Here is a 21,685-nt window from a genome sequence, read left to right as displayed (position 1 = left end):
CTTCGCCGTGTCGCGGCTTTTCAGCGCCTATGTGATCGTCGACTGGAGCGCGGCGGCCAAGCCCACAACGGGCGCGGATTCCGTCTGGATCGGCGTGCTCAAGCGCGACGTGCGCTTCCGCCTGACCTTCGAGAGCTTCAATCCGGCCACCCGCCAGGAGGCCGAGGCCAAGATCGCCGTCATCCTCGACGACCTGAAGAAGCGCGGCGAGCGCGCCCTGCTGGGCTTCGACTTCCCGCTGGGCTTCCCGCGCGGCTTCTCCCAGGCCCTGAACCTGCCGGGCGACAAGCCCTGGCGCGCGGTCTGGGACCAGTTGAACAAGATGGTCAAGGACAAGGCCGACAACACCAACAATCGTTTTGGGGTCGGTTCCGAGATCAACCGCCGCCTGACCGGCGGGCCGTTCCCGTTCTGGGGCTGCCCGCCCAAGGACGCCCTGACCACCCTGCAGCCCAAGCGCACCCGCGAGCATGGCCCCGACGACCTGCCGGAGTTCCGCCACGCCGATGTCGCCGCGAAAGGCGCACACTCGATTTGGAAGCTCTATTACAACGGCTCGGTCGGCGGCCAGGCGATCATGGGCATCCCGGCCGTGCGCCGCCTGAAGGACGCCCGCGGCGAGACCGTTCGCGTGTGGCCGTTCGAGACCGGCTTCAAGACCCTGACCGAGGCCGATCTCGACGGCGTCGAGGTCGTGGCCGCCGAGGTCTATCCCTCGCTGGTCAAGGCCGTCCCCGGTCCGGGCGAGATCAAGGACCTGGCCCAGGTGCGCACCCTGGCCGAACACTTCGCCAAGCTCGACGAGGCCGGCAAGCTGGCCGCGCTGTTCGGTCCGGGCAAGGACGCGCCGGCCGAACTGGTCGAGGACGTGCAGACACAGGAAGGCTGGATCCTCGGGGCCAGCATCTGATCCCTCTCCCCTTGCGGGAGAGGGTGGCCCCGCGGAGCGGGGTCGGGTGAGGGGTCGCACGAACAGAAACGCCGCGACGGCTGGTCAGCTGTCGCGGCGTTTTGCGTCTGAGAGACCCCTCATCCGTCGTCCTTCGGACGACACCTTCTCCCACAAGGGGAGAAGGATCAGCTTTTCAGATCCAGCATCCGATACCGCCCCAGCAGCATCGCCGCGGCCGCGAAGCTGGTGACGATCACCGACCAGACGATGCCGTTGACGCCCATCTTCATCGGCAGGGCCAGCCACCAGGCCAGCGGGCCCATGATCAGGGCGTAGGCGACCATGTGGGTGCAGGCGGGAATCCAGACCTCGCCACGCGCCCGCAGGGCCTGGGCGCAGACCACCTGCACGGCGTCGGGCACCAGGAACAGGCAGGTCAGCACCAGGGCCGGGGCGATCAGGGCGATGGCGGCGGGATCGGCGGTGTAGGCGCCGGCCACCAGGTGACGCAGCGGATAGAGCAGCAGCGCCACAATCAGCGAAAACACGGCGGTGACGCCGAAGGCGATCCAGCCGGCGCGGCTCATGCCCGCCGGATCGCGCGCGCCATGCGCCCGGCCGACCTGCACCGCCGTGGCGGTGGCCAGACCCAGCGGCACCATGAAGATCACCCCGGCCACGTTCAGCACCACCGCCCAGGCCGCGACGTTCAGCCCGCCCAGCCAACCCGCCACCAGGCTCATGCCGGCGAAGGCCGACACCTCGAACAGGTTGGACGCGCCGGCCCCGTAGCCGACCCGACGCTGGTCCTTCTCGGCGGCGCGATCCCGGCCGGGCTTGTCGAACACGCCCAGCGCCCGGGCGTCCTTCAGCCGGACGATGACCACCGCCAGCATGATCGTGAAGGCGGTGCGGGCCACGAAGGTCGCCCAGGCCGCGCCGACCGCGCCCAGAGCCGGCAGGCCCATGACGCCTGGCACCAGCAGCAGGTTGACCCCCAGATTGATCAGGTTGGCGATCCACATCGTCACCGTCACCAGGCCGGGGCGGCCCAGCCCCTCGAGCCAGAAGCTCAAGGCGACGCTCAGCGCGTAGGGCGTCAGCGACAGGGAGAAGACGATCAGCGGCGCGGTCGCGCCGTCGGCCAGGGCCTTGTCGATGCCGACATGGTGCAGCAGCGGCGGCGCGGCCAGGGCCAGCAGCACCGAGCCGGCCAGACCCAGCCACAGGCCATATTTCACACCCCGGTGCAGCACCGCGCCCGCCTCGTGCAGCCGCCCCGCCCCCAGCGCCCGCGAGCCCATCACCTGGGTCCCGACCAGCAGGCCGACCGTCACGGTGACGAACACCGAGGTCGGGGCCCAGGCCATGGCGTGGAAGCCCAGTTGCCTGGCCGAATAGTGCCCCACCACGATGGCGTCGGTCAGGCCCATCACCATGATGCCCAGGCGCGACAGCACCACCGGCCCGGCCAGGCGCAGCAGCTCGATCAGATCCGAGGCGATGACGCCGCGCGACTTCCCGGAAGCCGGCGCGGCCGCGGGACGCGACATGGAAGGGCCTTTCGAAACGGGGCCGGAAGGTGGCCGATGCGCGATGGGAGGGCAAGGGGCGGCGAGCCCCCTCCGGTCCTCCGGAGCACCTCCCCCAGAGGGGAGGATCTCGAGCGCCCAGATGCTCCCCCTCTGGGGGAGCTGTCGCGGAGCGACTGAGGGGGCTCTCTCCCCCTACTCCGCGTAAAGCCGCAGGGCCTGCAGGCACATCTCCAGCCCGGTCAGGTCGTGCAGCGGTTCGGGCGTGACGATCACGAACAGCCGCCGCGCCTCGGCCCACAGCATGACGCTTTCGGGCAGGCCCAGGTCCTCGACCACGCAGTCGTGCTCGTCGCGCCAGATCCCGTCCTCGCCGCGCTCGGCGCCGACCAGCACGTCGACCCGGTCGACATATTCCGCCAGGCTTTCGTCCTCGACGTTGAGATAGGCGAAGATCGGCTTGCCCAGCCCCGCCAGCACCCCGGCCTCGAAGGCCGTGGCCGCGTCGCAGGACGGCCCGCGCCAGGGGGTCAGGTTGACGATCGCCGCGTCGGCCCGACGCAATTGGGCCATGCGCTCCATGTAGAGTTCACGGGCCTGGATCTCGGAGCTGAACTCGTCGCCCGGCGCCGGCTGGGCGCCGGAAAAGGCCGTGAAGCCGGCGTCCAGGCACAGGGCCTTGCGCCGCAGGTCTTGGGCTTCTGCATCGGGGAGCCAGGCCTCGGGGCCGGCCAGCCAAAGGGAACGGACGGGTCGCATCCGGCCTTAGAGCGGACGACCGGCCTGTCCTGTCAACCGTCTTGGAGATCAGAGCCCGCCCCGATGACCGCCCTTCCCCGCCGAACCGTCCTCAGCCTTGGCGTCGCGGCCCTCTTCCTGCCCGGTCTCGCGCAAGCCGCCCCGGCCCAGACCTGGCTGGCCTACGAGCGTCGCCTGCGCGACCAGTTGGCCTCCCGCCGCGGCGACTTCGACGCCGATTTCGAGCGCGAGCTGCTCGACCAGGGCGACGCCTTCCGCGAGGCGCGCCGCCTGTCGCCCCTGACCTTCGATCCCGGCCTGGCCCAGGCCGCCCGCGCCCACGCCGCCGACATCGCCCGCACCCGCATCTACGACCACATGACCCGCGAAGGCTTCGGCCCCGCCGCCCGCGTCGGCCTGCTGGCCCGCGACATGGTCGGCGCCCCGGCCGAGAATATCGCCATGCGCCGCAACGCCTCGGGCGCCGTCCGCCCCGACCAGATCATGGGCCAGTGGAAGTCGAGCCCCGGCCATCGCGCCAACCTGCTGGCGCCGGGCCTGACCCATGTCGGCTACGCGGCCCTGCGCGACGGGCCGGAGGTCATCGCCGTGGGCGTCTATGCCGAGGTCTCGGCCCGCCTGGCCGCCCCCGCCCCGCTGCGCGCCCCCTCGGTCGAGGCCATCGCCGCCGCCCTCTCCCGCGCCAGCCCGCGCATCGACCAGTTCTCGCTGTCGGATCCCGGCGGCGAGGTGCTGACCCAGACCTATGTCGAACGCCCCCAGCCGGTGGCGATCCCGCCCGGCGCCTGGCAGTTGCGCCCCCACCTGTCGAGCGGCGCGCACCGCTATCAGGTGGCGTGGGGGCCGGTGGTGGTGCTGGGGTAGCTCGTTCAGGACTTCGGCGCGGCGGTCGCGCACGAGAGCTTGTCGATCTCCAGCCGGTCGGCCGAACGCGGAAGGCGGTCGCCCTGGCCGCCGCCGACCAGCCCGCGATGGACCTCGAAGTCGCAGGTCGCGCCCAGCGCCGGCAACCGGCCGTTGGGCTCGGCCATAAGGAACAGGTCCTGCGACGGCTGATCCTTGGCGCTCACCGTGATCCGGGCGTAGCAGGCCAGAACCCCGGAACTGCAGGGCGACGGGGCGACCGACGTCACCAGCGCGCCCCGCAGCGTCCGGCTCGGCGGATCGGGGGCGTCCGGCGTCGAGATCGCGAGGGCGGCGGCGAGGATTGAACCGATCATCGCCGCGAGATGCCGCAGCCCGTGGCGCCCCGCAACGGCCCCTACCCCTCCACAAACGCCTTCAGCCGCCCAAGCGCGTCGTCCCAGCGGGCCGAGACGGTGTCGAGCCAGGCCCGCGCCTGCCGCACCTGTTCGGGGCGGTAGGCGAAGCGGCTCTCGCGGCCTTCGCGCAGGCTGGCGACCAGGCCCGCGCCCTCCAGAACCCGCAAGTGCTTGGTCACGGCCTGGCGGGTGATGTCGCCGCCGCTGGCCAGGGCCGAGATCGAGCGCGGGCGGCCGTCGCTGAGCCGGTCCAGCAGGGCCAGGCGGGTAGGATCGCCCAGGGCGGCGAACACGACGGCGGGATCAGGGGCGTCCGGCGCCCCGGCCTCAAGCCTCGACATGGGCCTTGATGTTCTCGACCTGCTGGGCCCAGCCACCCTCGTTCATGCGGAAGGCCTCCTCGCGGCGATGGGCCGGCACGGCGTCGAAGCCGCTCTCGATCACGAGCAGCCGCACGCCGTCGCCTTCCGGCGTCAGGAGGAACTCCACCAGGGTCGGGGTCTCGCCCGAATAGTCGATCGCCGGATCGATGGCGTAGGGATGCCAGTGGAAGGCCAGCCGCCGCATGGGCTCCACGGCGACGACCTGCGCGCGCCACTGGATGTGTTCGTAGCCTGGATAGGTGATGTGGCCGGTCGAGTCCTCTCCCGGCACGAACGGCCCGTCCAGCTTGACCCGGAACCAGGCGCCGAACTGCTCGTGATCAGCGATGGCGTTCCAGACGCGCTCCAGCGGCGCGTTCAACACGATGGTCTTCTCGATGCGGTCGGTCATTTCAGCAACCTTCTGGTTGCTAGATTGATGACTCCAAACCGCTACATGCGCAACCAGATAGTTGCACACTGAGGCGAGCGCACGGACGCCTCCCATGCTTCCGACAGTGTGTTATCCTGTCGGCATGAAGCCCGAGCCCTCTCCCATCGCCCCTATCGACGACGAGGCCGAAGCCCTCGCCGACGCCGAGGGCCTGAGCGATATCGAGGCTGGACGTGTGATTTCCGGCGAAGCGGTGAAGCAGTGGCTTCGCTCCTGGGGAACGGACAAGGTTCTGCCCACGCCGCGCGTCGGCGGTTGATCCACTAAGAGCGCCGACGTCGTGAGACCCAAGATCGGCGCATGAGCTCTTCGCCCGAAGCCTACAAAGTCGCGGTTTCCAGCTTGGCGCTTCGTCAACTGGAAGAGGCTTGCACCTACATCCATGCGCAAGGTGCGCCCCTGGCCGCCCAACGCATGGCGGCCCGCTTCCTCGCCGCCATCGAGACGCTGGAACGTCACCCTCAGCGTGGCCGCCCCGTGGCGCGCGGGCTGCACGAACTCCTGATCGTCCGCCCCTATCTGATCCGCTATCGCATCCGCGCCAGCACGGTCGAGGTGATCAGGATCCGCCACGCGGCCCAGCAGCAGGGGTAGCCCAAACGAAAAACGGCGGGCCCTTGCGAGCCCGCCGTTTCCGTCTTCAGCCGTGAGGCGGAAGCTTAGTTCTTGGTGACGTCCACCAGCTTGTTCTTGGCGATCCACGGCATCATGCCGCGGAGACGCGCGCCGACTTCCTCGATCTGGTGCTCGGAAGCGCGACGGCGGGTCGCCTTGAAGGACGGCTGGCCGACGGCGTTTTCCAGCATGAAGTCACGGACGAACTTGCCCGACTGGATGTCTTCCAGCACGCGCTTCATCTCGGCCTTGGTCTCGGCGGTCACGACGCGCGGGCCGGTGACGTACTCGCCGTACTCGGCGGTGTTCGAGATCGAGTAGTTCATGTTGGCGATGCCGCCTTCGTAGATCAGGTCCACGATCAGCTTCAGTTCGTGCAGGCACTCGAAATAGGCCATTTCCGGCGCGTAGCCGGCTTCAACCAGCACTTCGAAGCCGGCGCGGATCAGCTCGACCGTGCCGCCGCAGAGGACGGCCTGCTCGCCGAACAGGTCGGTTTCGCATTCCTCGCGGAAGTTGGTCTCGATGATGCCCGAACGGCCGCCGCCGATGGCCGAGGCGTAGGCCAGGCCGAGGTCGAGCGCGTTGCCGGTGGCGTTGTGGTGCACCGCGATCAGGCAGGGCACGCCGCCGCCCTTCTGGTACTCGCCGCGGACCGTGTGGCCCGGGCCCTTCGGGGCGACCATCAGGACGTCGATGGTGTCCTTCGGCTCGATCAGGCCGAAGTGGACGTTCAGGCCGTGGGCGAACAGCAGAGCCGCGCCGTCGCGGATGTTCGGGGCGATGTCGTTCTTGTAGATCGCGGCCTGGTGCTCGTCCGGCGCCAGGATCATGATCAGGTCGGCCCAGGCGGCGGCTTCGGCCACCGACAGAACCTTCAGGCCTTCGCCTTCGGCCTTCTTGGCGCTGGGCGAACCCGGGCGCAGGGCGACGGCCACGTTCGACGCGCCGCTGTCACGAAGGTTGAGCGCGTGGGCGTGGCCCTGGCTGCCATAGCCTACGATGGCGATCTTCCGGTCCAGGATGCGGGCGAGGTCGGCGTCGCGGTCGTAGTAGACGCGCATGATTTCTTCTCCAGGACTGGTCAATCTGCCCGCCTCACGCAAGCTGGAGGCGGGAAAGGCCGGCGTTTGAGCGTTTTTTTGCCGCCTCGTCAAGGCGGGGCGCGCCCATGAGCGATGATCGGCGACGCTTAATACCGCGACTGAGGCGAAAAAGCCCCCGGAAAGGCAAGGCGGATCGCGACGAAGCCTTTTCTCGCCTCGCCTTCAGCGAAGAATGTGCAAAAACAACCTCAGATATATAAATAAGTCAAATTGACTCAAAGTTGCATACACAACACCCTCAACCCGCCTCCACACCCGGAGGCGAGAACGGGAGGGCATCCCCATGAGCGAGATCATCGACATCCAGATCGTGGTCGACACCGCGAACCTGATCGCGAGCGTCCAGAACCCCAGCCAGAACCAGAACGCCCCGACCCCGATCGGGCACAACTACGCCTACATGGTCGCGCCGAACGAATATGTCCGCAGCGGCCAGGCCTCGGGCGACCTGTCGATCTCGGCCGACGTGGGCGACACCGTGCGCTGGCGGATGGTCTCGCAGTCGGGCAACACCAGCTACTCGGCCGACCTGCAGAACATCGCGATCTTCTCGGGCACGCAGGTGACCTCCACGACGGGCGGCAAGCTGCTGAACGTCGAGACCCCGGTGCCCGGCACCACCCCGGGGAACATCGCCCTGCCGCCGACCTACTCGGTGACGCCGCAGTACGACTTCTACCTGACGGCCGACATCGTCCAGAGCGGCACGGGCAACTACAACGTCTCGTTCGCCGTGCTGCAGTACCACTCCGGCTCGCTGCAGGTGCTGGGCTACTTCGTCTGGGATCCGACCATCACCGCTTCCTGAGCTCCTCCCCCGCTCAGAAAGAGAGAAAGCCGCGCCTCCTTCCGGAAGCGCGGCTTTCGACTTTCTACCGGCGAGGCCTGAGCCTCTTACCAGAACTGGGCCTCTTACCAGAAGAGGTCGTAGTAGACGCTCAGCACCTGGCCGGACCAGACATCGACCAGGACGGCGTCACCGCCGACCCGCACCCATTCGCAGCCGATCGGCGGCATGGGCAGGCCGTAGCGGTACCAGTCGAGATAGTACGAGCTGCCGTACCAGCCGCCCGGCAGGTAATCGCCGAAGCTCCAGCGGAACGAGTACCAGCCGCGCGGATAGCGGTAGGCCGGGGCGCGATAGCGCTGGGCCGAGCGATAGCTGGGCCGCCAGCGACGCTGGTCGTACTGCGGACGGCCGTTGTCGCGGTCGCGCCAGCGCTGGTCGCCGGGGCGTTGCGCGCCGGGGCGGGAGCCGCCGCGATCGCCCTGCCAGCCGCCGGGACGACCGTCATTGGGGCGACCGTCATTGGGACGGCCATCATTGGGACGCCCGTCATTGGGACGACGATCGGGCTGCCCGCCGGGACGGTCGTTGCGATCATTGCGGTCGTTTCGGTCGGGACCGCGATCGCCGCGATCCTGGCCGCCGCGGTCTTGGCCGCCTTGCCAGCCGCCGCGATCAGGACGGTCGCCACGGCCGCCACGGTCCTGGCCGCGATCGGCCTGGGGCGCCTGGGGCGCTTGCTGAGCCGGACGCGGCTCGGCGGCGCGCGGCGCCTGGGGCGCGCCGTCGTTCACCCGGCCGCCGCCGCCGCGCCAGCCGCCTTCCTGGCGGTCGGCGCGCTCGGGGCGAGCGGCCTGATCGCCGCCACGCTGCTGCTGGGCGCGGCCGCCTTGCTCGCCGCCGCGCGAGCCACGATCCTGGCGCGCGGGGCGATCGCCGCGATCGTTCTGTTCTTGCTGGGCGACGGCGAACGCCCCGTTGCCAGCCTGCGCCGCCGCGCCGCCCGTCAGCGACAGGATCATGGCGACGGTGATCAGACGTTTCATTTCTAGCTCCAATAGGCCTTGCGCCGGCCCGTGGCTCATCCCTTGATGACAGTGTCGCGCTCGGTGCATGAACCGCAATTGAACGAAACCCGCAGCGAGGATTCGATGGCCGCTCAGCCCCAGGACATTCTCGGCTTCTGGACCCAGGCGGGGCCCAAGAAGTGGTTCGAGAAGAACCACGCCTTCGACGAGGCGATCCGCCTGAAGTACGAGCCCACCCACCACAAGGCCGCCCGCGGCGACTATGACGCCTGGCTGGAAAGCCCCGAGGGGGCCCTGGCGCTGGTCATCGTGCTCGACCAGTTCCCGCGCAACCTCTACCGCCGCAGCGGCCACGGCTACGCCACCGACGGCAAGGCCCGCGCCGTGGCCCGCGTCGCCATCGCCGCCGGCTTCGACCAGGAGGTGGCCCCCGAACTTCGCTATTTCTTCTACCTGCCGTTCGAGCACTCCGAATCCCTGGCCGACCAGGAGCTGTGCATCGAGCTGTGCGCCGGCCTGCAGGCCGACACCGGCGACGAGGGGCCGATGAAGTGGGCCCTGATCCACCGCGACATCATCGCCCGCTTCGGCCGCTTCCCCCATCGCAACATCGCCCTGGGCCGCGAGACAACCCCGGCCGAACAGGCCTTCCTCGACGAAGGCGGCTTCGCCGGATAGGCTTCTCCACGATCCGCAGAGCCCGAAGATTGTAATTGCTCCCCACTTTTGGGGATCAGCCTCCGGGCGAGCTTGGCTTGCGTGCAATCGGTACTGTAGTGTTCGCACGCAGTTTTCGAGGGCTCTGGAGGCCAAGTTGATGTCGATGAAGAAATGCCTGCTGGCGGCGGGCGCGATCGTCTGCGCCGTCGTTCCGGTCGAGGCCTTCGCCCAGGCCAAGGCCAGCAAGGCCCAGCAGATGCAGACCCAGGCGGTGACCGAGGTGCCGCGCTGCTCGCGCAAGCTGGGCACCCTGTCGATCATCGACGGCGACGATCCGCGCGGCTGGACCCAGTACAACCTCGCCTCGCCGCAGAAGCTGCTGCGGGCCATCGTCCAGAAGTCGGGCTGCTTCAATCTGGTCGATCGCGGCGCGGGCCTGAACGCCGCCCAGATCGAGCGCAACATCGGCGGCAATCTCGGTTTGCAGCGCGGCTCCAACGTCGGCCAGGGCCAGATCAAGGCCGCCGACTACGTGCTGGTGGCCGAGGTCCAGGCCAGCGACAGCAACGCCGGCGGCGGCGCGGTGGCCGGCGCCATCGGCGGCCTGATCGGCGGCCGCGCCGGCGCCCTGGTCGGCGGCATCAAGACCAAGAAGCTGGAAGCCAACACCGTCCTGTCGCTGACCAACGTCCGCACCACCGAGACCGTGGCCGTGCAGGAAGGCTACGCCGTGAAGAACGACATCGGCTGGGGCGCGGGCGGCGGCATCGGCTTCGGCGGCGCGGTCGGCGGCGGCTACGAGGACACCGAGATCGGCCGCATCATCACCCTGGCCTTCATCAACTCCTATTCGAAGATGGTCGGCGAGCTTGGCCTGGTCGGCGACAGCCCGGCGGCGGCCCAGAACGCCCCGGCCAAGACCTTCGTGGCCACCCGCGTCGTCAACATGCGCGCCACCCCGGTGGCCGCCGGCAAGCTGATCCGCGCCCTGCCCGCCGGCGCCATCGTCTACCCGACCGGCAAGAAGCAGGACCTGTGGTGGGAAGTGGCCGACGAGAACGACAATGTCGGCTGGGTGCTGAACACCGGCCTCGAACCGTCGAAATAGGCGTCTTCGCCACCTGAGCTAGAACGCCCCGCCGGCTCGCCGCGCGGGGCGTTTTTGTGATTGGCCACGAGCTCGATTCGTCGCGATTGTGCGCCCCATGACCACCGCCGTCCTCGACGCCCCGAAAGCCGCCGCCGATCACCCCGAGCGCCAGTACCTGGCCCTGCTCGCCGACATCCTCGAGAACGGCGTGCAACGCGGCGACCGCACCGGCACCGGCACGCTGGGCGTCTTCGGCCGCCAGATCCGCTTCGACCTGTCGAAGGGCTTCCCGGTCCTTACCACCAAGAAGCTGCACCTGCGCTCGATCATCATCGAGCTTTTGTGGTTCCTGAGGGGCGAGACCAACATCGCCTGGCTCAAGGACAACGGCGTGCGCATCTGGGACGAGTGGGCCGACGAGAACGGCGAGCTCGGCCCGGTCTATGGCAAGCAGTGGCGCTCGTGGGCCACCCCGGACGGCGGTTCGATCGACCAGATCGTCAACCTGGTCGAGGGCCTGAAGACCAATCCCAACAGCCGCCGCCACATCGTCTCGGCCTGGAACCCGGCCGACGTCGAGGACATGGCCCTGCCGCCCTGCCACTGCCTGTTCCAGTTCTTCGTGGCTGACGGAAAGCTCAGCTGCCAGCTCTACCAGCGCAGCGCCGACGTGTTCTTGGGCGTGCCGTTCAACATCGCCAGCTACGCCCTGCTGACCCTGATGGTGGCCAAGGTCGTCGGCCTCCAGCCCGGCGAGTTCGTGCACACCTTCGGCGACGCCCACCTCTATCTGAACCACCTGGACCAGGCCCGCGAACAGCTGACCCGCGAGCCCAAGCCGTTCCCGACGATGAAGATCGCCGACAAGACCGACCTCTTCGCCTTCGCGTACGAGGACTTCCAGCTGGAGGGCTACGAGGCCCACCCGCACATCAAGGCGGCGGTCTCGGTCTGAAACCCGACCTTCCGGATCGGGCTGCGGGCGGCTAAGAGTCGCCCATGACCGCCCCCATCCTTACCGTCGGCCCCGTGGCCCGCTCGCTCAACGGCGTCATCGGCCGCGACAACGACCTGCCCTGGCGGCTGAAGTCGGATCTTCAGATGTTCAAGGCCGCCACCCTGGGCAAGCCGGTGATCATGGGCCGCAAGACCTGGGACAGCCTGCCCCGCAAGCCCCTGCCCGGCCGCCTGAACATCGTCCTGACCCGCGACCACAAGTTCGAGGCCGAGGGCGCCGTGGTCTGCGACACCTGGATGGAGGCCGTCCAGATCGGCAAGGAGCAGGCCGCCGAGGACGGCGTCGAGGAGGTCTGCGTGATCGGCGGCGCGGCCCTGTTCGAGCTCGCCCTGCCCCGCGCCAAGCGAATCTACGTCACCGAAGTGCAAGCCGAGGTCGAGGGCGACGTCCACTTCCCCGCCTTCGACGAGAACGCCTGGACCGAGGTGCGGCGCGAGGAGCGCCCGGCCGGCGAGGGCGACGACTTCCCCTTCGTCTTCCGCGTGCTGGAACGTAAATGAGCGGCCCGCTGATCGCGGCGGTCCTGCTGGCCCAGGCGGCGACGCCCGCGCCGCCCTCGCCCGCGGACGCCCGTCAGGCCGCGCGCGACAAGGCCGCCGAGATCGCCGTGGTCCAGGTCCAGCACGTGGGCGTACCGCGCGGCGTGCGCGGCCGTTGCTACGTCGTCGCCAAGGTCTATCGGGCCGAGCCGGGGGTGAAGCTGGCCGTCGGCCGCACCCTGCGCCTCTACGTGCCCTGCGCCGCGCCCGGCGCCAGCGGTTCGGACGTCGAGCACGGCGTCGATCAGGCCGCCCTCAAGCGCTCCAGCTACGGCCGGGCCTTCTTCGACGCGCGGCTGAAGCTGATCGCCTACGACCTGTTCGACCTGAACTGAGAGCGCCCATGACCTCCTGGACCGACCGGCGGCTGATCGACCTTCTGGGCGTGGCGGCGCCGGTGCTCCAGGCGCCGATGGCCGGAGCCAGCACGCCGGCCATGGCGATCGGCGCGGCCCGCGGCGGCGGCCTGGGCTCCCTGCCCTGCGCGCAATACACGCCCGACCAGGCCCGCGAGGCGATCGCCCAGTTCCGGGCCGCCGTCGACGCGCCGCTGAACCTCAACTTCTTCGCCCACACCCCGCCCGCGCCCGATCCGGCACGGATGATGGCCTGGCGCGCCCGCCTGGCGCCCTACTATGTCGAGGCGAGCCTGGATCCGGCCCCGCCGCCGCCCGCCGGCGGCCGCGCGCCCTTCGACGAGGCCTTCTGCGCCCTGGTCGAGGATCTGCACCCCGAGGTGGTCAGCTTCCATTTCGGCCTGCCCGAGCCCGCGCTGCTCGACCGGGTGAAGGCGACGGGGGCCAAGGTGCTGTCCTCGGCCACCACGGTCGCCGAGGCCGTGTGGCTGGAGGTCAACGGCGCCGACGTGGTGATCGCCATGGGGGCCGAGGCCGGCGGCCATCGCGCCGTCTTCCTGCCGGGCTTCGGCCAGGGGATCGACAAGACGATCGACAACCGCCTGGACAGCGCCGCCCAGCCCGGCCTCTTTTCCCTGCTGCCGCAGGTGGTCTCAGCCGTCTCCGTACCGGTGATCGCGGCCGGCGGCATCGCCGAGGCGCGCGGCGTGGCGGCCGCCCGGGCCCTGGGCGCGTCCGGCGTGCAGGTCGGCACGGCCTACCTCTTCACGCCCGAAGCCAGGATCCCGCCGGCCCACCGCGCCGCCCTGGACGAGGCCCGCGACGACAACACCATGATCACCGACCTCTTCACCGGCCGTCCGGCCCGGGGCGTCGCCAACCGGCTGATGCTTGAGGCCGGGCCGATCGGCGGCGAAGTCGTTCCGCCCTTCCCCCTGGCCGGCGGCGCCCTGACACCACTGCGCCAGGACGGGACCAACGCCGACTTCACCAACCTCTGGGCCGGCCAGTCGGCGCGCCTGGCCCCGCGCGGCCTCAACGCCGAGGAGCTGACCCGGCTGCTCGCTGACGCCTGAGTGGGTTGCGGCCCGGTTCAAACGACCGTTTACTCCCCTGCAGCGTCCAGCAGAGACGCGCATCCAGGGAGCGAGACGACATGGACCTGACCCTCGTCGCCGAAGGCCTGCAATTCCCCGAAGGCCCGATCGCCATGGCCGACGGCTCGGTGCTGCTGGTCGAGATCCAGCGCCAGACCCTGACCCGCATCGCGCCGGACGGAACCCGCACCACCGTCGCCGACCTGCCCGGCGGTCCCAACGGCGCGGCGATCGGTCCGGACGGCGCGGTCTATGTCACCAACAACGGCGGCAGTTTCGAGTTCTTCGACATGGGCGGGCTGAACATCCCCGGCCCCACGCCTGCCAGCCACCAGGGCGGCTCGATCCAGCGGGTGGACCTTGCCACCGGCGCGGTGACCACGCTCTACGAGGCCTGCGACGGCAAGCGGCTGGTCGGCCCCAACGATCTCGTTTTCGACAGGCAGGGCGGGTTCTGGTTCACCGATCACGGCTGCTCGACGCCCGAGGGTCGCAAGTACGGCGCGCTGTACTACGCCCGGACCGACGGCAGCCACATCGTGCGCGCCCGCGACCACCTGATCTCGCCCAACGGCGTGGGCCTGTCGCCGGCGCAGGACGTGGTCTATGTGGCCGACACCATGCTGGGCCGCCTATGGGCCTTCGACGTCGTCGCCCCCGGCGAGCTCGCCCCGCCCGCCCCGCTCCACCCCGGCCGCGTGGTCTGCAACCTGCCGGGCTACCAGCTGCTCGACAGCCTGGCGGTCGAGGCCGATGGGCGGGTGTGCGTCGCGACGATCATCAACGGCGGGATCACGGCCTTCTCGCCGGACGGGACGACCCAGCACGTTGCGGTCCCGGACGTGATCGTCACCAACCTCTGCTTCGGGGGGGCGGATCTGCGGGACGTGTGGATCACCGGGTCGGGAACCGGGAAGCTCTGGCGCGGGCGGTGGGAGCGGCCGGGGCTGAGGCTGAACTTCAATCAATGATCCTTCTCCCCTTGCGGGAGAAGGTGTCGGCGAAAGCCGACGGATGAGGGGTCTCTCAAACGCAAAACGCCGCGACAGCTGATCGGCTGTCGCGGCGTTTCCGCACGTGCAACCCCTCACCCGACCTCCCTCCGGGAGGCCACCCTCTCCCGCAAGGGGAGAGGGATCGGGAAGATCAGTACAGAACCCCCAGCGCTTCGCGCGAGAAGCTCTGCAGCTCGTCCTCGCGCCCGTCGCGGATCTTCACCACCCACTCGGGATCCTGCAGCAGCGCCCGGCCGACGCCGACCAGATCGAACTCGCCGCGGTCCAGGCGCTCGAGCAGGCCGTCGATCGAGGCCGGCTGGCTGCCCTCGCCACCGAAGGCCGCGATGAACTCGCCCGACAGGCCCACCGAACCGACGGTGATGGTCGGGGCGCCGGTCAGCTTCTTGGTCCAGCCGGCGAAGTTCAGGTCGCTGCCCTCGAACTCCGGCTCCCAGAACCTGCGTTGCGAGCAGTGGAAGATGTCGGCGCCGGCGTCGGCCAGGGGCTGTAGCCAGGCTTCCAGCAGTTGCGGGGTCTCGGCGTTCTTCACCGCGTAGTCCTGCTGCTTCCACTGCGACAGGCGGATGATCACCGGATAGTCCGGGCCGACGGCGGCGCGGACGGCCTTCAGGATCTCGGCCGCGAAGGCGCTGCGCTCGGCGATGGTCGGACCGCCGAAGCCGTCGTCGCGCAGGTTGGTGCCGTTCCAGAAGAACTGATCGATCAGGTAGCCGTGGGCGCCGTGCAGCTCGATGGCGTCGAAGCCCAGGCGCTTGGCGTCGGCGGCGGCCGTGGCGAAGGCGGCGATGGTGTCGGCGATCTCGGCGTCGGTCATCGGCTCGGTGAACGGCGAGCCGCCGGCCTTGGACACGCCCGAGGGGCTGTCGATCTTGCCCAGCACGTCCTTGCCCTTGGCCGAACCCACATGCCACAGCTGCGGCGCGATCAGGCCGCCGACGGCGTGGACGTCGTCGACCACCTTCTTCCAGGCCGCCAGTTCCTTCTCGCCATGGAAGCGCGGGATGTTGGCGTCGTTCAGCGAGGCGGCGCGGGCCACGCCCGTGCCCTCGGTGACGATCAGGCCGACCTGGGCGGCCGCGCGGCGGGCGTAATAGGCCGCCACATCGTCGGTGGCCACGCCGCCGGGCGAGAACGACCGCGTCATCGGCGCCATCACCACCCGGTTGGGCAGCTTCAGCGACTTGAACTCGAAGGGCTTGAAGAGGGCGTCGAGGGCCATGCGGGCGCTCCAGCAGGAGTATGAACCGATGCGATCCAAACACTTGTTCGGAGCGACCGCCATGCAGAAATACTGCAACGGTCGTTGTATCTGGTGTGGCCCGTTCGGAAAGAAAACCCCTATCCCAGGATTTCGTCCAGCGCCGCCAGCAGACGGTCGATCTGGCCGTCCGTCCCCACCGTGATCCGCAGGTGGTCCCCGATGCGCGGGGCGTCGAAGCGACGAACGATGACGCCGCGCTTGCGCAGCTCCGCCGCCAGCTCGGCGCCGGGCCGCGAGGCGTGGCGGGCGAAGACGAAGTTGGCCGACGAGGCCGGGGCGGTAAAGCCGCGCGCCTCCAGCCCCTCGACCAGGCGACGGCGGCCGGCGATCACCTTGGCGCAGCTTTCCTGGAAGAAGGCCTCGTCCTCAATCGAGGCGAGCGCGCCGGCCTGGGCGGGACGGCCAAGGGGATAGGAGTTGAAGCTGTCCTTCACCCGCGTCAGCCCCTCGATCAGGGCCGCGTCGCCAATGGCGTAGCCGACCCGCAGGCCGGCCAGGGCCCGCGACTTCGACATGGTCTGCACCACCAGCAGGTTGGGATGGTCGGCGACCAGCGGGATGGCGCTCTCGCCGCCGAAATCGACATAGGCCTCGTCGATCACCACCGGCTTGTCAGGATGCTCGGCCAGCAGGCGGGCGATCTCGGCGCGGGTCAGGGCGACGCCCGTCGGGGCGTTGGGGTTGGCGACGATGATCGCGCCGGCCGGACGGCGATAGTCCTCGATCCGCACCGACAGGTCATCGGCCAGCGGCACGGTCTCGTAGGCCACGTCGAACAGCCGGCAATAGGTCGGATAGAAGCTGTAGGTGATGTCGGGGAACAGCAGCGGCGCATCGTGCCCCAGCAGGGCGCGGAAGGCGTGGGCCAGCACCTCGTCCGAGCCGTTGCCGACGAACACCTGCTCCACGGCCACGCCGTGATAGGCGGCCAGGGCCTCGCGCAGCGCGCTGGAGGTCGGATCGGGATAGAGCCGCAGGGCCTCACCCGCCGCCGCCGCGATCGCCTCGACGGCCTTGGGCGAAGGCCCATAGGGGCTTTCGTTGGTGTTCAGCTTGACCAGGTCGGCGATCTTCGGCTGCTCGCCCGGCACATAGGGCGACAGCTTGTGGACCAGCGGGCTCCAGAAACGGCTCAAGGTCTTGCTCCAAACGACTTTCGCCGCCGGGATGCGCGAAGCCTGGGCCGCCCGTCAAGCGCGGGGTTGGCCCCTACTCCACCGCGTCGAGATATTCGATCTCCGGACGGCCGGCCATGAACGGCCCCATGGCCGCGCCGGCGGCCTTGAAATAGTCGGTGCCGCCGTGATGCTTCAGGGCGTCTTCCGAGGCATAAAGCTCCAGCACCTTGTAGACGCCGGCCTCGGTCTTGGACTTGGTCAGCTGATAGACGATCGCGCCCGGCTCGTTGGCCTTCACCTTGGCGGCCAGCCCCAGGAACACCGCTTCGAACTCGGACGTCTTGTCCGGCTGGACCTTCAGGGTCGCCACCACGCCGATCATGCTCGCCTCCCAACGTTTGTTTGAAAAGCAGGTTGGACGAGCACGAGCGAAGTTACAAGCTCGTCCCGGAGACGGATCGCTTATGGGCCTTCGCCAGGGCGTACAGGGACAGAATCCCGAGCAGGGACGTGTAGGACCAAGCCGCGTCGAGTACGAAGACCTGCTGGCTCACCCGCGTATAGAGGCCGTGGTTGTTCAGGAAATAGCGCCCGGCCTCGACCTTGCCGCCGAGCGCCCAGCCGTAACGGCCGCAAACCACGGCGAAAGCGATCAGGTTGGCGATCACCGCACAGGTGAACACCGCTGGAACCCAGTTTGGAATGCGTTCGAGCACGGCGCGGCGGTCGGACCGAAGCCCAGGATCAGGTCAGCGCCGCTCGTTCCAGCCGTAGGCGACCCACGAGTGGCCGCCGACGTTGCGGGCCTCGATCAGGTTGGGATCGGCGTTGGCCTTGGCGTGGGCGTGGCGGCGGCCGCGCAGGGCGAAGGCGGCCAGGCCCAGCAGCGCGGTGGCCATGAAGCCCACCACCACCAGGGTCGCTGCGAACACGACGGCGACGATGGCGGCCACCGAAACGGCGATCGCCGTGGCCACGCCGCCGATCACTCCAGCCAGGCCGCGCCAAGCCGAAGACTGCGTCGCGCCGATGTTCGCGCCCAGGGTCATGGTCATCGTCGTCCTCGATCGGCGCCGAAGCGCCCAGAATCTCCGTCCTCGCCCCTTAGGTTGGCTTCGGAGGTCTGAACGTCAACTGAACACCCATTGGGTTCAATCACAAAGACTTTTCCGCTCAACCCGCGGCGGCCAGTCCGAGTTCCCTGCGCTCGCGCATGACGGTGGTGAAGGCGGCGTTGATCGCGGCCGCCTTGGCCTCGGCCACCTCGATGAACTCGGCCGGCAGGCCGCGGGCCCGGGCCCGGTCGGGGTGGGCGTCCGACAGCGCCAGCTTCCAGGCGCTGCGCACGGCGGCGTCGTCGGCGTCGGCCGCCACGTCGAGGATCACATAGGGATCGTCGGCCCCCGCCCCCAGGTGGGTGGCGCTGAGACGGCGGAAGGCCAGCGGCGACAGGCCGAACAGCTCGGCCACCCGCTCCAGGTAGTCGAGCTCGTCCTGGGTCACCGCGCCGTCGGCCTTGGCGATGTGGAACAGGCCGTCGAGCACGTCTTCCAACAGCTGCGGGCACGAGCGATAGCGCTTGGCCAGCCGCTTGGCGTAGCTCTCGAAGCCGTGGGTGGTCTGGCGGGCCAGGTCGTACAGGCGGTGGATGTTCTGCTCGGAGGCCGGATCCGGGTGGAAGACCTGCGAGAAGGCCGCGAACTCGTGGCCGTCGGCGCTGCCGTCGGCCTTGGCCAGCTTGGCGCCCAGCGCCGTGACCGCGGTCGAGAAGGCCGGATCCTGTCCCGGCGGTCCGGGCGGACACTCGGCGCACTCCGCCAGGTCCAGACGGCGGGCCGCGATGCTTGCGATGTTGCGCCAGAAGGTCATGCGGAGGGGTCTTAAAAGCCGGCCGGTCCTGGGAGATACGGATCCGAACGTCTCCAGGATGACGCTCCGGAAGCGCCTCATAGCACACGCCTCGCGGCGCACCCACCCGGCGATTGCTGCGCCGCACATGTAAACTTGTTCAGAATCGCCGCGAACTTCGGAGCCATCCGGCGCTTGCGTCGTTATGGTCGAGCTTGGAGCGCGGGTTGGTCCCGCCGGCGCCATGCTGCGGTCCCATTGCGGCCCGAAATGATCTAGTCAGTCCGCTGACGCTACCGAAAGGATTCCCGGCCGTATGGCGACCGCTCTTCTCTTCGCCCTCGCCCTGATGGCGCAGGACGCGCCCGTGACCACCGCCGCTCCGCCGCCGCGCACCCAGCCCGCGGCCACGCCGCCCAGCGACGAGTACGGCTATATCGCCTGGTGCTATGGCGCGCTCGGCGGCTACATCGACCTGTACGACCGGGTCATGCCCGAGGTGACGCGGATCGAGAAGGCCTTCCCCGGCCCCGACGGCGCGGCCGCGGCGCTGAAGGAATATCCGGCGATGCGCACCCAGGCGCGCTCAGACCTCAGGATCTACGCCTCGGCCATCACCGCCGCCGAAAAGGCCAGCCCGCGTCCGATCTCGGAATACGGCGCGGCGGCCATGAAGAAGGGCCGCTCGATCTGGGGCGGCTCGGAAACCATCGACAAGGCGCGCCTGGCCCAGGTGTGGATGAGCTGGTCGCCGCCCGGCGACTGCGAGACCCGCGCCAAGACCCTGGAGAAGAAGTCCAACCTGTTCGGCCAGGCCCTGAACTACAACGTGAAAAGCGCCGTGCCGGCCCAGCCCGAGCCGCAGGCCGAAACGCCCGAACCGGCCCCGCCGCCGCCCGTCGAGGAGCCCGCCGCGCCCGCCGAAGCGCCTGCCGCCAAGGTCGAGGTCTCGGCCCCCGCGCCGGCGCCCAAGGCCGCGGTGCAGAAGCCGGCCGTCCAGAAGCCCGCGGCGGCCAAGCCGGTCGCCGCCAAGCCCGTGGCCGCCCCGGCGGTCAAGAAGCCCCTGGCCCCCATCGGCGCGACCCCGGCCAAGATCCCGGCCGGCCGCGAGATCATCATCGATCCCGCCAACCCGCAGGCCTGCGCCGGCAGCCTCTTGTCCGCCAAGCGCGGCGGCAAGGACGTGCTGATCTGCAAGCCGGACTAAGGATTTAGCTCGCTTCCCTTTCTTCCCGTCATTCCCGCCCTTGTGGCGGGAACCCCTGGACCCGCTCGCACGTGAAGCGCAAGCGGATCGCCAGCGATCCGCCCCATCCGCACCTGCGGCTGACAGAGGGGTTCTCGCCACAAGGGCGAGAATGACGGGCGGATAGAAAGACGGCGGTCCTCACGGCGCCGTTGGCAACACCCCGCTCCGCGCCAGGGCCGCGTACCAGGCGTACGACGCCTTGGGCGTTCGCACCCCGCTCGCCCGGTCGTGGGTCACCAGGCCGAACTTCGAGCGGTAGCCCAGCGCCCATTCCCAGTTGTCGATCAGGCACCAGGCGAAGAAACCCTTCACCGGCGAGCCGGCCTCCATGGCCGCCTTCACCGCCTGCAGGTGCCGGCGCAGGAAGGCGATACGGAACGTGTCGGCCTGGATGCCCGGCCCGTCGCCGAACGGGTCCGAGCAGCCGTTCTCGGTGACGAACACCGGCGGGTTGCCGTACTCGGTCCGCAGCCGTCCCAGCACCTCGGCCAGGCCCGACGGATCGACATGGCGGCCGAAGGCGTCCAGCTCCACGCCCTTGGGCGGCGCGGCCGGCGCGATCTTGCCGGGCGACAGCGGCGCCAGGCGCATATAGGCCGGCGCGTAGTAGTTCACCCCCATGAAGTCGACCTTCTGGCGGATGGTCGAAAGATCCTCCGAGCGCACCCGGTCGCCCAGGAACTCGTTCATGGCGTCGGGATATTCGCCCTTCAGCAGGGGATCCAACCACGCGCGGTTCCACAGCGCGTCGAGCCCGTCCGACGCCAGCCGGTTCCAGAACGCCAGCCCGCCGCCCGCCGGCCGGCACGGCTGTAAGGCCAGGGTGGTGCCGATGGAAAAGTCGCTCTTGGCCGCCCGCAGGGCCTGGATCGCCAGTCCCTGACCCAGGTTCATGTGATGGGTCACCGGCCCCAGCAGGGCGACGTCCTTGAGGCCCGGCGCATGCTCGCCGGTGACGTGGCCGAACACCGCGTGCACGGCCGGCTCGTTGAGCACGATGATCCGCTTGAGCCGGTCGCCCAGCCGCTCGCCGACCAGGGCGGCGTAGTCGGCGAAGGCCTGGGCCGTATCGCGCGCCGCCCAGCCGCCGCGATCCTGCAGGGCCTGGGGCAGGTCCCAGTGGAACAGCGTGGCGTAGGGCGTGACGCCCTTTTCCAGCAGGCCGTCGATCAGCCGGGAATAGTGGTCGATCCCCGCCTGGGAGACGGCTCCGGCCCCGGTGGGCAGCAGCCGCGACCACGAGATCGAGAACCGGTAGCCGCCCAGCCCCGCCCCCGCCACCAGGTTCACGTCGTCGGCCCAGCGGCGATAGCTGTCGGTGGCGACCTTGGCGTTCGAGCCGTCGATGATCTTGCCCGGCAGGTCCTGGAACACGTCCCAGACGCTGGGGCCGCGCCCGTCGGCGTCGGGCGAGCCCTCGGTCTGGAAGGCCGCGGTGGCCGTGCCCCAGACGAAGTCCCTGGGAAAATCGCGCGACTTCGGCTGCACGTCGCCGGGCCGCTGCGTCCCGCACCCTGACAACCCCGCCGTCGCTCCGCCGACCGCCAACGCGCCCAGCGCCCGACGGCTCATGCCCGCCTGATCCACGCTCCACCCCCAGCTTTGGATCGGAGGTTCACAACCTCCGTTGGGG

The 21,685-nt window shown here is 69.6% G+C and carries 27 protein-coding genes; 13 read left to right on the top strand and 14 right to left on the bottom strand.

Features of this window, described 5'->3' with window-relative positions:
- Positions 1 to 7: 7 nt before the first annotated feature.
- Positions 8 to 910, top strand: a complete 903-nt coding sequence (locus AC1RRS_RS15585) for a cobalamin biosynthesis protein CbiG (RefSeq protein ID WP_492855926.1) — start codon at positions 8 to 10, stop codon at positions 908 to 910.
- A 167-nt stretch (positions 911 to 1,077) separates the two neighbouring features.
- Here the strand turns inward: AC1RRS_RS15585 and AC1RRS_RS15580 are convergent, their stop codons facing one another.
- Together AC1RRS_RS15580 and AC1RRS_RS15575 are read right to left on the bottom strand one after the other, a co-directional pair.
- Positions 1,078 to 2,445 (bottom strand): MATE family efflux transporter, encoded by a 1,368-nt coding sequence (locus AC1RRS_RS15580; protein WP_492855925.1) that lies wholly within the window; start codon positions 2,443 to 2,445, stop codon positions 1,078 to 1,080.
- Positions 2,446 to 2,619: 174 nt separating this feature from the next.
- On the bottom strand, positions 2,620 to 3,183 hold the full coding sequence (locus AC1RRS_RS15575) for a nucleoside 2-deoxyribosyltransferase (protein WP_487288400.1): 564 nt from the start codon (positions 3,181 to 3,183) through the stop codon (positions 2,620 to 2,622).
- Positions 3,184 to 3,246: 63 nt separating this feature from the next.
- Between AC1RRS_RS15575 and AC1RRS_RS15570 the strand changes: the two genes are divergently transcribed.
- Positions 3,247 to 4,047: a CAP domain-containing protein gene (locus tag AC1RRS_RS15570; RefSeq protein WP_492855924.1), complete on the top strand. Its 801-nt coding sequence runs from the start codon at positions 3,247 to 3,249 to the stop codon at positions 4,045 to 4,047.
- Positions 4,048 to 4,052: 5 nt separating this feature from the next.
- On the opposite strand, the gene AC1RRS_RS15565 is transcribed toward AC1RRS_RS15570, so the two are convergent.
- The 3 genes from AC1RRS_RS15565 to AC1RRS_RS15555 are packed head-to-tail and all read right to left on the bottom strand — an operon-like array spanning position 4,053 to position 5,219.
- Positions 4,053 to 4,403 (bottom strand): hypothetical protein, encoded by a 351-nt coding sequence (locus AC1RRS_RS15565; protein ID WP_492855923.1) that lies wholly within the window; start codon positions 4,401 to 4,403, stop codon positions 4,053 to 4,055.
- A 41-nt stretch (positions 4,404 to 4,444) separates the two neighbouring features.
- Positions 4,445 to 4,786, bottom strand: a complete 342-nt coding sequence (locus tag AC1RRS_RS15560) for an ArsR/SmtB family transcription factor (RefSeq protein WP_492855922.1) — start codon at positions 4,784 to 4,786, stop codon at positions 4,445 to 4,447.
- A complete protein-coding gene (locus AC1RRS_RS15555; protein ID WP_492855921.1) occupies positions 4,773 to 5,219 on the bottom strand; it encodes an SRPBCC family protein in 447 nt (148 codons plus the stop codon). Before AC1RRS_RS15555 ends, AC1RRS_RS15560 begins: the two co-directional genes overlap by 14 nt.
- A gap of 124 nt (positions 5,220 to 5,343) precedes the next feature.
- Between AC1RRS_RS15555 and AC1RRS_RS15550 the strand changes: the two genes are divergently transcribed.
- Positions 5,344 to 5,520, top strand: a complete 177-nt coding sequence (locus AC1RRS_RS15550) for a CopG family transcriptional regulator (protein ID WP_492855920.1) — start codon at positions 5,344 to 5,346, stop codon at positions 5,518 to 5,520.
- Positions 5,521 to 5,561: 41 nt separating this feature from the next.
- Positions 5,562 to 5,855: a type II toxin-antitoxin system RelE/ParE family toxin gene (locus tag AC1RRS_RS15545; protein WP_492855919.1), complete on the top strand. Its 294-nt coding sequence runs from the start codon at positions 5,562 to 5,564 to the stop codon at positions 5,853 to 5,855.
- A gap of 65 nt (positions 5,856 to 5,920) precedes the next feature.
- Here the strand turns inward: AC1RRS_RS15545 and ilvC are convergent, their stop codons facing one another.
- Positions 5,921 to 6,940, bottom strand: a complete 1,020-nt coding sequence (ilvC, locus tag AC1RRS_RS15540; RefSeq protein ID WP_110117938.1) for a ketol-acid reductoisomerase — start codon at positions 6,938 to 6,940, stop codon at positions 5,921 to 5,923.
- A gap of 325 nt (positions 6,941 to 7,265) precedes the next feature.
- On the opposite strand from ilvC, the gene AC1RRS_RS15535 reads away from it, so the two are divergent.
- Positions 7,266 to 7,790 carry an inclusion body family protein gene (locus AC1RRS_RS15535; RefSeq protein ID WP_487288404.1) on the top strand — a complete coding sequence of 175 codons (525 nt, stop codon included), beginning with the start codon at positions 7,266 to 7,268 and terminating at the stop codon, positions 7,788 to 7,790.
- A gap of 104 nt (positions 7,791 to 7,894) precedes the next feature.
- On the opposite strand, the gene AC1RRS_RS15530 is transcribed toward AC1RRS_RS15535, so the two are convergent.
- Positions 7,895 to 8,815 carry an RcnB family protein gene (locus AC1RRS_RS15530; RefSeq protein ID WP_492855918.1) on the bottom strand — a complete coding sequence of 307 codons (921 nt, stop codon included), beginning with the start codon at positions 8,813 to 8,815 and terminating at the stop codon, positions 7,895 to 7,897.
- A 105-nt stretch (positions 8,816 to 8,920) separates the two neighbouring features.
- Here AC1RRS_RS15530 and AC1RRS_RS15525 point away from each other — a divergent pair, with 105 nt between their 5' ends.
- The 7 genes from AC1RRS_RS15525 (at position 8,921) to AC1RRS_RS15495 (ending at position 14,528) form a co-directional block, all read left to right on the top strand.
- A complete protein-coding gene (locus AC1RRS_RS15525; RefSeq protein ID WP_492855917.1) occupies positions 8,921 to 9,475 on the top strand; it encodes a DUF924 family protein in 555 nt (184 codons plus the stop codon).
- Between the two features lie 145 nt (positions 9,476 to 9,620).
- The gene (locus AC1RRS_RS15520; protein WP_492856091.1) at positions 9,621 to 10,565 is read left to right on the top strand and encodes a CsgG/HfaB family protein; all 945 of its coding nucleotides are present in this window, start codon (positions 9,621 to 9,623) and stop codon (positions 10,563 to 10,565) included.
- Positions 10,566 to 10,662: 97 nt separating this feature from the next.
- Positions 10,663 to 11,502, top strand: a complete 840-nt coding sequence (locus AC1RRS_RS15515; RefSeq protein WP_492855916.1) for a thymidylate synthase — start codon at positions 10,663 to 10,665, stop codon at positions 11,500 to 11,502.
- A 44-nt stretch (positions 11,503 to 11,546) separates the two neighbouring features.
- Positions 11,547 to 12,065, top strand: coding sequence for a dihydrofolate reductase (locus AC1RRS_RS15510; protein ID WP_492855915.1), 519 nt, complete (start codon positions 11,547 to 11,549; stop codon positions 12,063 to 12,065).
- Complete coding sequence (locus AC1RRS_RS15505; protein ID WP_492855914.1) at positions 12,062 to 12,439, top strand: hypothetical protein; 378 nt, start codon at positions 12,062 to 12,064, stop codon at positions 12,437 to 12,439. Before AC1RRS_RS15510 ends, AC1RRS_RS15505 begins: the two co-directional genes overlap by 4 nt.
- An 8-nt stretch (positions 12,440 to 12,447) precedes the next feature.
- Positions 12,448 to 13,536, top strand: a complete 1,089-nt coding sequence (locus AC1RRS_RS15500) for an NAD(P)H-dependent flavin oxidoreductase (RefSeq protein ID WP_492855913.1) — start codon at positions 12,448 to 12,450, stop codon at positions 13,534 to 13,536.
- Between the two features lie 80 nt (positions 13,537 to 13,616).
- The gene (locus tag AC1RRS_RS15495; RefSeq protein ID WP_492855912.1) at positions 13,617 to 14,528 is read left to right on the top strand and encodes an SMP-30/gluconolactonase/LRE family protein; all 912 of its coding nucleotides are present in this window, start codon (positions 13,617 to 13,619) and stop codon (positions 14,526 to 14,528) included.
- A gap of 175 nt (positions 14,529 to 14,703) precedes the next feature.
- On the opposite strand, the gene AC1RRS_RS15490 is transcribed toward AC1RRS_RS15495, so the two are convergent.
- The 6 genes from AC1RRS_RS15490 to AC1RRS_RS15465 all read right to left on the bottom strand — a co-directional run bounded on the left by AC1RRS_RS15490 (position 14,704) and on the right by AC1RRS_RS15465 (position 18,824).
- Positions 14,704 to 15,795 carry an NADH:flavin oxidoreductase gene (locus tag AC1RRS_RS15490; RefSeq protein WP_487288410.1) on the bottom strand — a complete coding sequence of 364 codons (1,092 nt, stop codon included), beginning with the start codon at positions 15,793 to 15,795 and terminating at the stop codon, positions 14,704 to 14,706.
- Positions 15,796 to 15,914: 119 nt separating this feature from the next.
- Positions 15,915 to 16,973, bottom strand: a complete 1,059-nt coding sequence (gene hisC / locus AC1RRS_RS15485; RefSeq protein WP_492855911.1) for a histidinol-phosphate transaminase — start codon at positions 16,971 to 16,973, stop codon at positions 15,915 to 15,917.
- 73 nt (positions 16,974 to 17,046) lie between these two features.
- Entirely contained in the window at positions 17,047 to 17,337 is a 291-nt protein-coding gene (locus tag AC1RRS_RS15480) for a putative quinol monooxygenase (RefSeq protein ID WP_492855910.1), read from the bottom strand.
- Between the two features lie 52 nt (positions 17,338 to 17,389).
- Positions 17,390 to 17,671 (bottom strand): hypothetical protein, encoded by a 282-nt coding sequence (locus AC1RRS_RS15475; protein WP_492855909.1) that lies wholly within the window; start codon positions 17,669 to 17,671, stop codon positions 17,390 to 17,392.
- Between the two features lie 33 nt (positions 17,672 to 17,704).
- Positions 17,705 to 18,004, bottom strand: coding sequence for a hypothetical protein (locus AC1RRS_RS15470; protein WP_110117930.1), 300 nt, complete (start codon positions 18,002 to 18,004; stop codon positions 17,705 to 17,707).
- Between the two features lie 124 nt (positions 18,005 to 18,128).
- Positions 18,129 to 18,824, bottom strand: coding sequence for a tellurite resistance TerB family protein (locus AC1RRS_RS15465; RefSeq protein ID WP_487288414.1), 696 nt, complete (start codon positions 18,822 to 18,824; stop codon positions 18,129 to 18,131).
- 295 nt (positions 18,825 to 19,119) lie between these two features.
- Here AC1RRS_RS15465 and AC1RRS_RS15460 point away from each other — a divergent pair, with 295 nt between their 5' ends.
- Complete coding sequence (locus AC1RRS_RS15460; protein WP_492855908.1) at positions 19,120 to 20,010, top strand: hypothetical protein; 891 nt, start codon at positions 19,120 to 19,122, stop codon at positions 20,008 to 20,010.
- 180 nt (positions 20,011 to 20,190) lie between these two features.
- Here the strand turns inward: AC1RRS_RS15460 and AC1RRS_RS15455 are convergent, their stop codons facing one another.
- Complete coding sequence (locus AC1RRS_RS15455) at positions 20,191 to 21,639, bottom strand: GH1 family beta-glucosidase (protein WP_492855907.1); 1,449 nt, start codon at positions 21,637 to 21,639, stop codon at positions 20,191 to 20,193.
- Positions 21,640 to 21,685 lie beyond the last annotated feature (46 nt).

It is taken from the genome of Caulobacter sp. GW821-FHT12A07 (assembly GCF_058807655.1).
The sequence above is the reverse complement of the archived record's forward strand: the minus strand, read 5'-3'. Positions and strand labels throughout refer to the sequence as shown.